This window comes from Bacillus cereus group sp. BfR-BA-01330 (assembly GCF_022663885.1).
Lineage (GTDB): Bacteria > Bacillota > Bacilli > Bacillales > Bacillaceae_G > Bacillus_A > Bacillus_A cereus.
Map to the genome: position 1 here is coordinate 42,103 of NZ_JAKUGK010000004.1, position 16,491 is coordinate 58,593.

A 16,491-nucleotide genomic window follows, 5' to 3' on the forward strand; every position below is an offset into this window, starting at 1 on the left:
CTGCATTAACGGGTAGCTCGAATGATTAAAGTTTCACTTTATAAGTTAAGTATACCTTTCCTATAAACTGAAGAAATCCACCCTTTTTGAAAAAAGCTTAATCAAAATGGATGGATTTTTTACATTAAAAGCTATACTTGCTGTTTCTGGTACAATCAGTCTTACTAAAATATCTAAATACAATCTATATTTTTTCTTTTAGCAATCCATACATGCCCATCACCTTCAAAATACAGAATTACCTTAAATAATAAAAGTTCAGCGGCTTTTCTGTTTTTATTTGTAACTGAAACACATTATACTTGGCCAATTATTGTGCAACCTTTTCAAATAAATGATTTTTTTTATTTGAAAATAAGGGTGCATCTATAAAACCATAATGGTAAACTAAAATACCTAATTCCACTCTAGAATTAATATGCCATTTTTCTTTAATATGATTAATTATCGTTGAAATTCTTCGAGGGGTAACATATATTTTTTTTGAAATTTCTACATCTGTAAATCCTTTTGCTACATAAATAGCCACTTCTAACTCTCTTTCGGTCAACATTCTTTTCATAAAATACGCTCCTTCGAAATTATTTATATAAAAATCAAAAGAAACTATTAAAAGAAATAAAGGTGAAAAATCATATTTAGTTCTTTTAATTTCGCTATTTGCGGGCAGTAAGATTCCCACCTCAAAATTTAGCTGTGGCAAAGAAATCGGACTCCCTGAAAAAGCCTGCCTGGAGTGGACTAATAATCAGTGATGATGAATAAAACTCCCATTGATTATTAGTGAATCTTATTGTAATAATTTCTCGTATTGTGATTCAAGTTTGCAAAAAACTATAAATCCATATAAATAGTAATTGTAACTATACTAATTTTACATTACATTAAAAGTTGGAAAATATTCTTATACTCATAAAGTGTTACATTTGAGGGGGGAAAGATGGAATTCTACAATCTTGGTATTATTATTAAAGAACTTAGAAAGAAAAAAAATATGTCACAATCTGAATTATGTCATGGCATATGTTCACAAAGCCAAATTAGTAAGATAGAAAAAGGTATTATTTATCCATCTAGTATATTGTTGTATCAATTATCTGAAAGACTTGGTATTGATCCAAATTATATATTTGCGCTAACGAAAAACAAAAAAATAAAATATATTGAAAATGTAAAATGTGTAATGAGAGATTGTGTGAAACAAAAAGAATATAATGAGCTTTACGAAATAGTGAAAAAAGAGAAAAACGAAAATAATTTCCAATCAAAAGAAGATAAACAATTTCTATTATGGCATGAAGCGATTGCTATATATTATGTAAATGGAGCAACAATTAATGCTTTTGACATTTTAAATAGAGCACTAAAACAAACCTTAAGTAGTAGTAACTTTTTATCAGAAAAAGAAATAAGCATAATGAATTCAATTGCTATAATACATGCAGAAAATGAAGACTATGAGAAAAGCATAAATATATTAAAACAAAGTTTAATTAATTTTAATAAGATAGAATTCCCTAGAGAAAAAGAAATCAAATTAAGACTCATTCATACGTTAACAAAATGTTTACACCTTGCAAATCAATATGAAGAAGCAATAAAGTATAGTGAAATAGGCATAAAATTAGCTATAAATATGAATACTTTATACTTATTAGGTGAATTGTTTTTTGAAAAAGGTGCAATTTTATTAAAAGTTCAGCACTCTAATGAAGTTGGTTTAACAGACATAAAAAAAGCATTATTTATATTTGAACTAACTGAAAGAAAACAATATATAAAAATGATCAAGGAAAAATATATTAAAAATCAAGAATAAACAAGAAATAATTCTAACATAAGTTATTCCTAATTGGTATTTATTTCTAAAAAAAGTACTGTAATACGAACTATTCCTAATTGTTATTTATTGCTAAAATAAGTACCGTAATATTAGATAAAAATAAAGGGTGGCATTTTATGAAAACAAGAGGGATTACTCGTAAAGCAGATAGCATGGGGCGTATTGTTATTCCAATGGAAATAAGACGGAGTTTAGGAATTGTAGAAAAAGATTCTCTTGAAATGTTTATAGAAGAGGACCAGATTATTTTACGAAAATATCAATCACCAAGAGCTTGTACACTTACAGGGGATATTTCAGACAGCAATATTTCGTTAGCGAATGGGAAGATTATTGTAAGTCCAAACGGGATGGAACTGTTAATAAAGAAGTTACAGCAATATCTTTTAAAATAAAAGGTAAGTAAGAAATTTAAAATAGAATATACTTGGAAAAAGGTCCTCTATCACCATTTAGGGGACCTTTTTATTGTTATCAATAAAATTGAGAGGCCGTAGTTGGTTCAATGAAATACGAATTACCTTATGAATAGTCTGACTATTTTTTATAAAAAAACTATTTATTTACATTTTTTGGTTTCGTGTTATATTTTTAGTGTTAATATATTTATCTTGAAAATTCTGATTTTAAACTCAGGAAAACTTTAGAAAATGAATCAGATTTTCAAATTAAATTTGCCAATTTAACGGAGATTCGTGGGGGTAATGTGACTAAGAAGAAATCTCTTATACTCCACGTTTTTTATCTGTAAATTGGTAGTTCTAATAGCTTTGAAGAAAAGAAAAGGAGCAAAAAAGAAGTAGGTAGTTCATTCAATAGAAGATATGGTGTGAAAAAATAAAACAACGGAGGTTTTATAATGAATAAAGGAACACTGCAGATTACAGAAATCGAAGAAATTAGCATTCCTAATGTATTGAAGGATAAAATCAAGAATCTGATAGAAGATGAATTGAAAACTCATAATCCTTATACTTGTGATCAAGAAATAGCAGCATATTTTTCAAAAGAGTGGCTTAATTGTTTGATTGACTATTCAAAGGAAAATCCGAATTCAGATATGAAAAACCTACTACATATGATAAAAATAGCGAATTGTGGCGGGAACGTACCACCTATTCTTATTAAAAATACTCCATGTGATCCTATGGAAACCCTATTACCTGCGGAGAATCGCAAAGGTTTTAATTATGGCGAAGACGAAGACGATAGAATGAAAAAATATTTTTATGCAGAATGGGTCACATGGCTTTTTGCCACACTTTTTAATTATGATGCTTTAATTCACCCATCCGAACATGCAGGGAAAAATAGATTTCACCTCATTTCCCCTTTGAACAACGATGAAGTTTTGCGAAATGTCGGTGCAAGCACCGGTGGCGGGAACTTTTATCAACATAACGATGCCACAGTGTTTACAGAAATGAAAGACCAATCAGATATTGAAGCAAGATTGAAAACATTCAATACGAATTTAGAAATTGTATCAAATAGACTTAATAAATCCGTGGAACGAATAGTGTCTGAAATTACTTGTGGAAAATTTACTAGAGTTGATGCTCTTTTATTAAAAGGAGTGTTAAATTTAAAAACTCAAACTCATATTGGAACGCCAAAATTACTTCAAATGCATCTTGAAGAAAATCACTTCAGTAAAGATGACATATTGGCGATAAGTAAAATGCCTATTGCTCATATCGCTGGAATGGCGGATGGTGAAATATCTGGATTTGTAGGGGAAATAAACCAAATCATATTTTTGGATGATAATGGCGATATTATTGCAACTTGTTTGAATGGAGCAGAAAATAGATTGATTTATGTGGGAGAAAGTGAAGAAGAAAAATTGAAATTTGACATGTTTTTAGAACTCTTACGAACAACGCCTACTTATAAGGTTCCACTTACATCTGAAGATTTATTAATTATCCCAAATTCATACTATGGTAAACAAACAAATGTAACTCATGGTAGGGAAAGGTTATCTGAGGAAGAATATAAAATCCCGATTGGAGATAATAAGTACGGAAGAAGAATTGTTTGCAGGCAGTACGTTTCCAGCCGATTACGTGATCAGAAAGAAAGTTACTTTACAGATATCATTAACTAGTTTAAAGAGAGGAGGGGCGATGGGGAGGTTTGAGTTATAATAGCTCAAGCCTGCCCCTATTCTTTGTATGGATTTTACTATTGAATTACTTATACTACTATTTTTAGTAGCTGTATTAGCAGGATGGATAGATACAATTGCTGGGGGCGGTGGTATGATAACTATCCCGATAATGTTATTAGTAGGTATGTCTCCTTCTGTAGCGATAGCAACTAATAAACTACAAGGGAGTAGCGGAACCCTCATGGCAACAATGATTTTTATTAAGAAGAAAGAAATTAATCTCAAAGATATGCGTTTGTCCATCTTAATGACCTTTTTTGGATCAGTTTTGGGTGGATGGCTTGTTTTACAGATACGGGCAGAATATCTAATAATGATATTACCTTTTTTACTTATTATTATTGGTCTTTATTTTCTATTATCTCCAAATATAGCAAACGAAGATCGACCGAGAAAAATAAGTATGTTGTTGTTTGCGTTAACAGTGGCTCCATTCCTTGGATTTTATGATGGTTTCTTCGGCCCAGGAACAGGTAGTTTAATTGCTTTAGCATTCATTCTCTTATGTGGATATAGTGCTACACGGGCAACTGCAAATGCTAAGATTTTGAATTTTACAAGTAATTTCGCTGCTTTGTTGTATTTTATTATTTTTGGCCAAATCGATTGGACAATTGGATTGATTATGATGCTTGGTCAAATTATAGGATCATATATTGGGGCGAAGATGGTGCTTACAAAAGGGACGGCATTAATACGACCAATAGTGGTTATTGTTTGCTTTGTCATGGCAATTAAAATTTTTTTGCAAAATATAAACTAAATGTAATCAATATATTATTTGTATCAAAGTTAGAGTGTTTTCATGTTCTTATTGCAGTATTACGCTGTTTAAGATGTGTTCAAAATTACACAATTTGACTAGTGTAATGTATTGCGTTATGCTTTTTTTAGTATAAAAGAAAGGCTTGAAGATAATGATTCGTCGTTTGAGAAAGCTAAAAAATGTAGCAGTCGTAGTAAGCTTCTAAGTAAATAGCAAAATATATAATACTTAGAAGCGAGGAATAAAGTTATGAAGTATCCATTATTTAATCATTGGTCAGAAACAAAGTATATAAAAGATATAGTAACAAATCCACTCATTGAAGTGGGAGAGTACTCCTATTATTCAGGCTATTATAGTCATCAAAATTTTGAAGATGGCTGTGTAAGGTATTTGTGGGGGGATGCTAAGTCTCAAGCACTTTTCAATCCAATTGAACAGATGGGATGGCATCTTGATAAACTCATTATTGGGAATTATGTTTGCATTGCAAGTGGAGTAGTCATTTTAATGGGTGGTAACCATAATCATCACTCAGAATGGATTACAGTATATCCATTCGCTGAGAAAATTGAACAATCATATGAACCTAAGGGTGATACAGTCATAAAAAGTGATGCTTGGATTGGAATGAATGCTATAATAATGCCTGGCGTTACTATTGGTGAAGGGGCAATTGTTGCTGCAGGATCTGTCGTAAGTAAAGATGTTCCGCCGTATACAATAGTTGGTGGAAATCCTGCTAAGGAAATAAAGAAACGATTCACTGATACAGAAATAAACATGTTAATGGAAATGCGTTGGTTTGATTGGGATAGGAAATTGATTGAGAAGGCAATTCCGCTGTTATCCAGTCCATCCATCGAACCATTATTTGCTTTTTATAAAAATGAAGTGAAAAATAAATAAATCAGTTAGAAAAACTACATCCAGTATAGGGTGTAGTTTTTTTATTACAAAAAACTAATAGTTTAGACTAAAGAAAATTCATCTCTAATATAAGTCTAGCAAATAGCTGAATTGAGTAATTAAAATCCTTGATAGCTAATAAAGCATTAACGGGCAGTAAGACCCCAACTGATTAAAGTTTCACTTTATTTTTTGTAAATGTGGAACAAATGTATTATTTAGATTGTCTATTAATTGTAATCCTAAAAAATATGAAAGTGCGAATCATTTTGAAAAATATAAGGGGATTAAAAATAGTGATATGTGTGGGAATACAAAGTAGTAGGGCACCTAAAAGTGTCGGATGAGATGGTCTATATGAAAGCGATCCTAACGTCTAATATGTATATACAATTTGAGAACACTGTCTGTTTTTTTTGAGATTATGTTAGAATAACGCTTTTTTTGAGTATAAAAATATTGGAGGTAACAGAAGTGAAAGGTATGTTTTGCAAGAGATTTATTGCAATAGTAACAGTGCTTACACTATTTTTTAGCATGTTCGTTACATTTGGAAGAGCAGCAGCGGAAACAGTTTCTGCTATAGAGGTTGAAGCAGGATCAGCAATTTTAATAGAAGCAAATTCCGGGAAAATTTTATATGAAAAAAATGCAGATGAATCATTGGCAATTGCTAGTATGACAAAAATGATGAGCGAATACTTAGTTCATGAAGCGGTGGATAAAGGAAAACTTAAATGGGATCAAAAAGTTAAAATCTCTGAATATGCACATAAGATTTCGCAAGATCGTTCATTATCAAACGTTCCATTAGAAAATGGTGGCTCTTATACGGTAAAAGAGTTATATGAGGCAATGGCAATTTACTCTGCAAACGGTGCAACAATTGCTTTAGTTGAAGAGATTGCTGGTAAAGAAGTCAACTTTGTAAAAATGATGAACGATAAGTCGAAAGAGTTTGGAATGAAAGATTATAAATTTGTAAACTCTACAGGCTTAACAAATCACGATTTAAAAGGATATCATCCAGAAGGGACAACTCTAGAAGAGAAAAATAAAATGTCTGCAAGGGATTGTGCAATTTTAGCACAACGTCTTATTCAAGATTTCCCCCAAATATTAAATACAGCAAAAATTCCTAAAAAAACATTCCAAGAGGGTGGTAAATATCCAATTGATATGGCGAACTTTAACTGGATGTTAAAAGGTTTAATTAAGCAATATGAAGGTGTAGATGGTTTGAAAACAGGAACGACTCCAGAAGCGGGAGATTGTTTCACTGGTACAGTAGAAAGAAATGGTATGCGCCTAATTTCTGTAGTGATAAAAGCAAAATCTCATACGGCACGTTTTGATGAAACAAAGAAATTATACGATTATGGATTTGCGAATTTTGAAGTGAAGAATGTCTACAGAAAAGATTCAGTAGTAAAAGGGCATGAAACAGTGCGAGTAGCAAATGCAAAAGACAAAGATGTAGTAGTTCAAACGAAGCAAGCTGTTTCACTTCCAATGCCGAAGGGCAATAAAGACATTTATAAAAAAGAATTTAAAGTATTGAATAAAAAACAAGAAGTGCCTATTAAAAAAGGTGTAACAATTAGTAAAATGATTATCTCGCCTAAAGATAATACAGATCCTGGGTTCTTATCAGGTAAATCATTACAAATAGACCTTGTAACAAAATCTGATGTGGAACAAGCAAATTGGTTTACACGTTTTATACGTAAAACAGGATCTTTTTTTAGTGGTATGTGGGATAGTGCGATTGATATAGTAAAAAGCTAATTTTATAGGATACAACTAAATGTTTCACTTTATAAAAATTTAATAAAATCTTTTCTTTGTATTAAATATTTTGTTTTAAATTATGTATATAAAGAAATGGAGGTCAAATTAACTTTGTACTGCTTATATTAGGAATTTAAAGAAAGAATATGTACAATTCTCCCACTACATTCTTATAGTGGCCTTTATGAACAGCAAAATTTACAATTTACAAGGAGAACATTTTATGAGTAAGAGAATAAAAGAATTAGATTCCATACGAGGGTTAGCGGCACTTACTGTGGTATTTGGACATTTTTGTTTAATGCTACCATCGTTGCCTAATTCTATTAAATTTTCCCCGCTTAGGTTTTTATGGGCGGGTGGGGAAGCTGTTATCGTTTTTTATGTACTAAGTGGTTTTGTGTTATCTATGGCACTTTATCATTCAAAAACAAATTATTGGGGATATTTAATTAAGAGATTTGTAAGAATCTATATTCCTTATTATTTTTGGATAATCGTTACCTTTGTTTTATTTATTTTATTTTCGTCGTATGAAGTGGTAGGATTACGGGATTGGTTCTATGATAGGTGGCAAGGGTCTATAACAAAATTAGATATTCTAAACCACTTTGTGCTTCTTAATAACTTTTTTACGGAAAATTATAATCCAGTTATTTGGTCATTGGCTCAAGAAATGCGTATATCTATTGTGTTTCCTTTGTTATTCCTTCTTTTTTATAAACTGAATTGGAAGAAAACGATACTATTTGCTTTGAGCTTTTCATTAATTAGTGTTGTTCTTAATATGTTGCATATTGGGAAAGCTGAAGGATTTTATAATGGTTATGCTGATACACTGCATTTTACATCTATGTTTATTGTTGGAATGTTACTTTTTAAGTATCAGGAAAAACTTATCTACTCATATAGGAATATGAAAAAATTTAAAAAAGGATTTCTTATTGCATTAGGGGTTATCCTATATTTATATTCCATTTTAATTTATGGTTTTTCCCGTAATGATACAACTTTCTTATTAAAAGATTGGGGTGTCGTAATGGGGGTTAGTATATTTATTATAATGGCTATGAGTAACCTAAAAGTAAAAGCATTTCTAAATAAGAGTGTATTTGTATATTTAGGAGAAATTTCATACAGTATCTATTTGTGTCATTTTCCAATCATGATGGTACTATTTAAACTATTGTATACAAAGATACCTATCTTTTTCCTTCTTACTTTGTGCATTGCAATGACACTACTTTTTTCTATAGTTTCATATCATTTAATCGAAAAGAAATGTATCAACTGGGCAAAACAAAGAACAATAATTTTTTTGAAAAAAGTATAATTTCTAGATAAATTTTATCTCTTTAGTAAATATATGAATATGACCGATTCTTAAGTATACTTAGGAATCGGTCAATTTTGGATTCTAAATATAAATATAGTAAAGTGGAATATAATTGAAATCGAAAACCACTTAGAAATAACAATTACGGTTTGAGCTATTGTATAGTATAGATATGGTTAATAATAAAGGGGGAATACATATGTGGAAGCAATTTGTAGCAATTGGCGATAGTTTTACAGAGGGGATAGGGGATGAAGTTGAGGGAATTGCATTAAAAAGCTGGGTAGATTATTTTGTTCAACTGTGTGAAAATGATATAGAATATGCCAATTTTGCAAAGCGTGGGTTAGTAACTAAAGAAATTCGCTCGCAGCAATTGGAAAAAGCGCTAACTTTTAATCCAGATTTGGTTAGTCTCATTGCAGGGGCAAACGATGTTTTAAAAGGACGTTGGAATTACGATGCATATAAGAACGATATGGAATTTATGATAGATACATTAAGTAAAGCAGGGGCTGATATTATTATAGCAAACCTTCCAGATTTTACAGTTAGGCTTCCTTTTGCTTCTGAAAAAAAACAAGTAATAAAAGAACAATTATTAGAGGCAAATGAAGTTATACATTCACTGAGCAGAGAGTATAAGCTTCATCATGTTGATTTTTGGAATCATCATTTAGTTAATGATAATACGCTTTGGTCTAAGGATTTAATTCATCCAAACTCAAAAGGATATGTAAAAGTTGCTGAATTAATTTTTAGTAGTTTGCCTGTACAGAAGACAAAATAATAGTTTGCAATTTAACGAATATGATATTAATTGTATGAAGCTATGTTTTTTAGTAAATAGAAAGAACTAAACATTTAGCAAACAAAGCGTTTCTACGATATATTTCTACAGTAGTGCACAAATACAGAATCACAAAGAAAGATCACTTATGGAAATAGGTGGTCTTTAAATGTTTTTATAACTAAATTAGTATATACTGTATTACTAACAGTTTCGTACTACATAAAAATTAAGTTCTCTTATAGAAAAACTGATTTTATATTATCTTAAAATATAATAAAACGTTCAAATCATATTTTGGGTATGTATCTTAATTGTGAATGATGTGTAATTTTTTTTGAAGTATAAATATCCAATAAATAAAATAGGTAGTAGCTGCAGAAGTATTAATACTATATTATTCAATTCTTGTTATGAGTACATTAGTGATTGGTAATATTATATTTTTATTATCAACTTTAGTTATTGGAATTAATTTGCATAGAAAATATGTAGGATTAGAAAAAATATACTTTATTGTATATTTTTTTTGTTTAGTTGGATTTACGGTCTCTTTAAACTATTATGTTAATAAAATTAAAAAACTTAATTCTTAATACCCTTATGGTTAAAGCTATCTATAAAATGAAAATATAACTAAATAATAGTTTGTTATGATTTGTGGATTTGGTTTTTTATCCGAATTTTCTGATTCAAATATTTCAACTTTATGAATATAGTAGGTGAAATATTTGTGTGATAGTATTTGAGATAGAAAAAAGCCAACTTTAAAAAGGATGTGAATTGAATGTGCAAACGACTGTAAAGGGTTATATTAAGGCAACGTTTAGCTGTTATTAGTGTAAGGTAAAGATATATTTTGTAACAGTTGATATAAAAATGAAGGAATAGGTACGCTTTCGTTTGTCTGACTATTTTAAATATACGAAAAATAAGATCGATTTGAGTTTTGACGAAGTTAAATTCTAGGTGAGATGTCAATAATGATTAATTAGGTTTAATAAAGAGATACCTTATACGCAAAAGCGTTTATATTAGTAACCTAAGGAGCTTGCTTTTATGAAAACTACTGATTCAAAAGGCCTATTAGGAAATAGGGTTTATTTACAAGTTTTCTCTGCCTATTCATTGCTTATGCTTGGTGTTTTTATTGATATGTTAGCGATTATGACTATAGTTGGGTTTGAATGGGAAGTAGATCCTACTATGATTGGATTGATTCCTGTTGCATATGCACTTCCTGGAATTATTTTTGGCTCATGGGCAGGTGTTATTGCGGATCGTTTTAGAAAAATTCCAATTATGATGTTCTGTAATCTAATGGTTGGTCTAATAACAATTGCTCTTTTATTTGTACAAGATATCCACTGGCTCTTAGTGGCATTAATGATTCGTTCCATTTTTATTGTTTTCTATTATCCTGCACAGCAAACACTAACAAGACAGATTGTATCCCCGGACTTGCTTACTAAAGCAGTAAGTATCAACGGAATAGTAGAGCAGGGTACAAAGATAGTAGGCCCACTTATAGGGGGCATGTTGCTGAGCTGGTTTCAACCAGAGTTCTGCCTCATTATAAGAGCTATAAGTTGTTTATTAGCTACCTTAGTTCTGATACCCACAATAAAATTTAAAGAAACTATATCGAAAGAATTTATTGAAAAGCAAAAACAAAGTACTTGGACCGCTTGGGTACAAGGGTGGGGTTATGTGTTATCTAATCGGATAATATTATCAACCATGATTTTCGTTACAATAGCCATGGCAGTATTACAATTAGTAGACTCACAATTCCCAACTTTATTTAAGAGCTTATTCCCACATGATAAAAGTAAAATGGGATATATCATTTCTATTATTGGTCTTGGCGGAATACTTGGTGCATTACTAACTCAGAAATTAAAACAATTTCAATATGGCTGGGTAGTATGTGGAGGTATGGTTTTAATGGGAATTGGTTTTGGGGGGATTGGTTTGATAACGCCCGGTACGGTCTTCGTTTTAGCTTATTTAATTAGTTTTATCGCTGGTATCGGAAGTGGGCTGATGCTTGTATCTAATCAAGTCATTTTACAAATAGAATCCGATCAAGATCAAGTAGGAAGAGTATTTGGTATACAAAGCAGTTTAACAAACGCAGTTCTAATTATTTCTCCTGCTATGAGTGGTCCATTAGTGCATTTGTTTGGAGTAACTCAACTCTATGTTTATGGAGGGATTGGGCTTGTTATTATTGGAGTAATTGGAGTTTCACTGCAGAAATATTTATGGGCTAAACATAAACACGAACCTATAAGAGCAAATAATTTTTGAAGGGAAGATTTTTATGACCAATGAGGAATGCTATCCATTAAGCCATCCGCAGCGAAGAATATGGTATACAGAAGTCGTTCATTCTGATAAAGGAATATGTAATTTAAGATTTTTATTTAAACTTCATCGAAAAATGAATTATTCAAAATTAAACCAAGTTGTGAATCGCGTTATCAGTGAAAATGACGGTCTGTGCATTAGGTTAAAAGAAAATGGGCATCAGGAACCGAAACAATATTTTACTAAACATGAAGAACAAGAATTTGAGTTTTTTGATTTCAGTAATGTGGAGAATACAAATTTGCTTGAGGAATGGATTGAGCAGAAAACAAAAGAAACGTTTACATTATTTAATTCAAATTTATACTATTTCGCTTTAATAAAATTAAACGATAATGAATGTGCAGTCTTTGGAAATGTTCATCATATTATTATGGATGGTTTATCAATTCAAATATTTACTGAGCAGATTGCAAAATATTATTATGACATGCATAACGAGAATGAGGAAGGCGAAATTAAAAATTCATATGTTCAATTTCTGACCAACGAACAAACATACTTGAATAGTAGTCGCTTTCAAAAAGATCAAAAATTTTGGTTAGAGGAATTTAAAACACTGCCATCTGTGACTGGATTGAAGCCTTATAATACGTACCAAGTTAGTACCAAAGCATCACGTGAGACGTTTATATTAACGGAATATTTGAAGAGAAAGATAGAAAAAATTTCTGAAGATTACAAAATTAGTTTATATACTCTTTTTGTTGCTGCTTTCTCGTTGTCCATGTATCGGTGGACCTCATCGCTTGATATTGGTTTAGGAATGGCTTACGGCAATCGTATGACTAAAATGGAACGAAAATTGATTGGAATGATGGTGAGTACAGTTCCTTTAAGGATGGATATTGATCCAGAAGAAGAAGTACTTTCATTTATTAGTAGGGTGTCCAGAAAACAAAGTAAATCATTGAGACACCAGAAATATCCATTTGATTTGTTATTAAAGCAGATTAATAAAGAGAATAACAGTAATGTGAGACTTTTCGGAACTACGATTGATTATAGGGATCGTGATGAAAGTGGTGACTCACTATGGATTCCAAACCGTGAAGAAGTACAAGATTTTGCAGTGCATATTGAAAATCTAATTGATATAGACTCTTTACATGTACATATTGATTATCGTGAGGAGCTATTTTCTAAGGAAGAGATAGAACGATTTTTTAACGTTATGCTAGTGATACTAGAAAATACTTTTGAAAACCCAAAGCAGAAGGTGGCTGAAATAGAAATCATTTCTGAGGAAGATAAAAGAAAAAGTTTAGTTGAGTTCAACAATCCTAAACTGGATGTCCCACCTCAAGTAACTATTCATGAAATGTTCGAACGGCAAGCGATGATTTATCCAAATGCTATTGCAGTTACGTATGAAAAAGAAAAAATTACTTATAAGGAGCTTAATGAACGTGCAAACCAGTTAGCTCATTATCTGCAGAAAAAGGGAGTAGGACCTGATACTTTAGTTGGACTGTGCGTTGAACGTTCCCTCGAAATGATTGTAGGTATTTTAGGGGTTTTGAAGGCTGGTGGGGCTTATGTCCCACTTGATCCAACATATCCAGAGCAACGACTTCAATATATTTTAGAAGATGCTAGCATTCAGTTATTCGTAACGCAAGAAAGTTTAAAAGAATTGAACTGGTTACCAGAAAATGTTGAGTCGATTTGCCTGGATCGTGATCAAGATGAGATTGGGAAAGAAAGTAAGACTTTGCCGGTTTCTAGTGTCGGTCCCCAAAATCTGGCATATGTAATCTATACTTCGGGATCAACGGGAAATCCAAAGGGCGTTATGATAGAACATCACAATGTCATTCGGTTATTTAAATCGACGGATTGTTGGTATCAGTTTAATGAAAAAGATACTTGGACGCTTTTTCATTCGTATGCATTTGATTTCTCAGTATGGGAAATTTGGGGAGCGTTATTATATGGTGGAAAATTAGTTGTTGTTCCGTACTGGATTAGTCGATCACCTAAGGATTTTTATCAATTATTGGTGGAGGAAGAAGTCACAGTTCTAAATCAGACACCTTCCGCATTCCGCCAATTAATACAAGTGTGTGAACAAGAAGATAAGAATAAAAATTTGCAGCTGCGTTATGTCATATTTGGCGGAGAAGCGTTAGAACCTACTAGCTTGTTACCGTGGTTTCAAAGGTATGGGGAGAAAAAACCACAGTTAATTAATATGTATGGAATTACAGAAACTACAGTTCATGTTACATATTATCCAATTACTTTAGATGATGTGCAGCATGTTTCAAGAAGTAATATTGGAAATCGGATTCCCGATTTAGAAGTGTATATACTAGACGCTTATCAACAACCTGTTCCTATAGGTGTTGATGGTGAACTTTATATTGGCGGGGCAGGGCTTGCACGTGGGTATTTAAATAGGCCTGAATTAACAGCAGAGCGTTTTATATCTCATCCATTTAGTAGTGATCTGAAAGCAAGATTATACCGGACAGGAGACTTAGCGAGGTATTTGCCAGATGGGAATCTAGATTATCGTGGAAGAATTGATCATCAGGTTAAAATACGTGGTTTCCGAATTGAGATTGGGGAAATTGAGTCTACTTTACATACATATGCATATGTAAAAGAGGTAGTTGTAATTGTAAGAGAAGATCAGCCAGGCGATAAACGATTAGTAGCATATGTTGTAGGAGATGGAAATGTAGATGCGTGGAGAGAGTATCTTAAAGCGAAACTACCAAGTTATATGGTTCCTTCGGGATTTGTGGCGATGGAAGCTATTCCACTTACAGCTAACGGTAAAGTTGATCGTGAGGCCTTACCTATGCCGGAGGAAACGCAGATTAATAGTGAATGTGTTGGCCCTCGGAATAGTAACGAACAAATACTAACTACCATTTGGAAGAGAGTATTAGGTGTTAAAAAGGTGGGAATCTATGATAATTTCTTTGAAATTGGTGGCGACTCGATTCTCAGTATTCAAATCATATCTCAAGCAAGTCAAGTGGGGTTAAAACTTACTCCAAAGCAAATGTTTGAATGCCCAACTATCGCTGAGCTGGCACAAGTGGCTATAGAAACGCAGGGAGTACAAGCGGAGCAGGGAATTGTGATAGGTGATGTGCCTCTTACTCCAATTCAGTGCTGGTTCTTCGAGCAAGAACATCCACATACAGAGCATTGGAATCAATCAATGCTTTTAAGAGTAAAAGAAAGATTGAATGTGAAATTACTAGAGGGAGCGATATTAAATTTACTGAAACATCATGATGCTTTACGTTTCCGGTACGAACAGTTACCCAACGGAACGTGGAGGCAGAGAAATGAAGGGACTGATGAGCTGTCAGTACTCCATGTTGTAAAACGTAATCAAGTTAATGAAAAAGAGTGGAATAAAATAATACAAGAAGAGATGAACATTAATCAAGCTAGTTTCAATTTAGTTACTGGTCCGTTAATGAGAGTAGTGTACTTTGAAGATAACTTGACTGGAAATGATCGAATATTCTGGGTGATTCATCATTTAGTAGTAGATGGAGTGTCATGGAGGATTCTATTGGAAGATTTACAGGTGGTATATAACCAGATGAAACAAGGTCAAGAAGTTCGCTTACCTGCGAAAAGTACATCTTTTAAAGAGTGGTCTGAACGACTCCAGACATACAGTGATTCGGGTATTTCAAAAGAAGTACAAAATTATTGGAATGAACAAGTAGAAAAAGAAACGATGAAAATTCCAATGGACTATCCAATACAAGAAACAACAGAAGAATCGATTGATCAAGTGACGAGGACTCTAGGAATAGAAGAAACACAAACATTGTTATACGAAGTTCTAGTCACTCATAAGACAAGGATTGATGAGGTACTATTAACGGCATTAGGACAAGCTATCGTTGATTGTATAAATCAGCAAACCGTTTCTATTCATCTAGAAGGACACGGAAGAGAAGAGATGATTGAAGGTATTGATTTATCAAGGACAGTGGGCTGGTTCACAAGTATTTATCCCGTTCATCTCAATTTTCAAGGAACTCAGACACCTATTGAAGGGTTAAAGGCTGTCAAAGAACAATTACGTCGAATTCCAAATCGCGGAGTTGACTATGGTATTTTACGTTACTTGAATAAAGGATTACTTCCGTTTTATCAGCAAAAGCCTTCAATAAGCTTTAACTATTTGGGCCAATTTGATCAGGTGTTTTCAAGGGACTCTTTGTTTATGCAAGAGACAGGATTTACATTTTTAGATCATGCTCCAGATTCCAAACCGTCTCATCTAATTGATGTTATCGGAATGGTGAAAGATGAAAAGTTACATTTTATTTGGATGTATAGTAGGGAACAGTTTTCTAAATTAAAAATTCAAGTGATAGCAGATGGTATGTTAAGGCATCTCCGTCAACTTATAAATAAACCAACAACAGAGTCTGCTTTTACGGTATCAGATTTTGCTGATGCAGAGGATCTTACGGAAGAAAGCTTAAGCAAAGTATTACTTAAATTAACAAAAAAGAGGGTGTAA

Annotated in this window: 11 protein-coding genes; 10 read left to right on the top strand and 1 reads right to left on the bottom strand. The window is 32.2% G+C overall.

Annotated elements, in window-relative coordinates:
* Nucleotides 1–310 precede the first annotated feature (310 nt).
* Entirely contained in the window at nt 311–562 is a 252-nt protein-coding gene (locus tag MR112_RS12340; protein WP_029442321.1) for a response regulator transcription factor, read from the bottom strand.
* Nucleotides 563–940: 378 nt separating this feature from the next.
* On the opposite strand from MR112_RS12340, the gene MR112_RS12345 reads away from it, so the two are divergent.
* The 10 genes from MR112_RS12345 to MR112_RS12390 all read left to right on the top strand — a co-directional run bounded on the left by MR112_RS12345 (nt 941) and on the right by MR112_RS12390 (nt 16,491).
* Nucleotides 941–1,819, top strand: coding sequence for a helix-turn-helix domain-containing protein (locus tag MR112_RS12345; protein WP_086404179.1), 879 nt, complete (start codon nt 941–943; stop codon nt 1,817–1,819).
* A gap of 140 nt (nt 1,820–1,959) precedes the next feature.
* Nucleotides 1,960–2,238, top strand: a complete 279-nt coding sequence (locus MR112_RS12350) for an AbrB/MazE/SpoVT family DNA-binding domain-containing protein (protein ID WP_086404178.1) — start codon at nt 1,960–1,962, stop codon at nt 2,236–2,238.
* Nucleotides 2,239–2,702: 464 nt separating this feature from the next.
* A complete protein-coding gene (locus MR112_RS12355) occupies nt 2,703–3,953 on the top strand; it encodes a hypothetical protein (RefSeq protein WP_086404177.1) in 1,251 nt (416 codons plus the stop codon).
* Between the two features lie 67 nt (nt 3,954–4,020).
* Nucleotides 4,021–4,779, top strand: a complete 759-nt coding sequence (locus MR112_RS12360) for a TSUP family transporter (RefSeq protein ID WP_086404176.1) — start codon at nt 4,021–4,023, stop codon at nt 4,777–4,779.
* A gap of 252 nt (nt 4,780–5,031) precedes the next feature.
* Entirely contained in the window at nt 5,032–5,691 is a 660-nt protein-coding gene (locus MR112_RS12365) for a CatB-related O-acetyltransferase (RefSeq protein WP_074047926.1), read from the top strand.
* Nucleotides 5,692–6,165: 474 nt separating this feature from the next.
* The gene (locus tag MR112_RS12370; protein WP_370658491.1) at nt 6,166–7,479 is read left to right on the top strand and encodes a D-alanyl-D-alanine carboxypeptidase family protein; all 1,314 of its coding nucleotides are present in this window, start codon (nt 6,166–6,168) and stop codon (nt 7,477–7,479) included.
* 187 nt (nt 7,480–7,666) lie between these two features.
* Nucleotides 7,667–8,815 (top strand): acyltransferase family protein, encoded by a 1,149-nt coding sequence (locus tag MR112_RS12375; RefSeq protein ID WP_095690904.1) that lies wholly within the window; start codon nt 7,667–7,669, stop codon nt 8,813–8,815.
* 202 nt (nt 8,816–9,017) lie between these two features.
* Nucleotides 9,018–9,608 (top strand): SGNH/GDSL hydrolase family protein, encoded by a 591-nt coding sequence (locus MR112_RS12380; protein ID WP_242245002.1) that lies wholly within the window; start codon nt 9,018–9,020, stop codon nt 9,606–9,608.
* Nucleotides 9,609–10,667: 1,059 nt separating this feature from the next.
* On the top strand, nt 10,668–11,921 hold the full coding sequence (locus MR112_RS12385; RefSeq protein WP_086404172.1) for an MFS transporter: 1,254 nt from the start codon (nt 10,668–10,670) through the stop codon (nt 11,919–11,921).
* A gap of 13 nt (nt 11,922–11,934) precedes the next feature.
* Nucleotides 11,935–16,491, top strand: coding sequence for a non-ribosomal peptide synthetase (locus MR112_RS12390; RefSeq protein WP_242245003.1), 4,557 nt, complete (start codon nt 11,935–11,937; stop codon nt 16,489–16,491).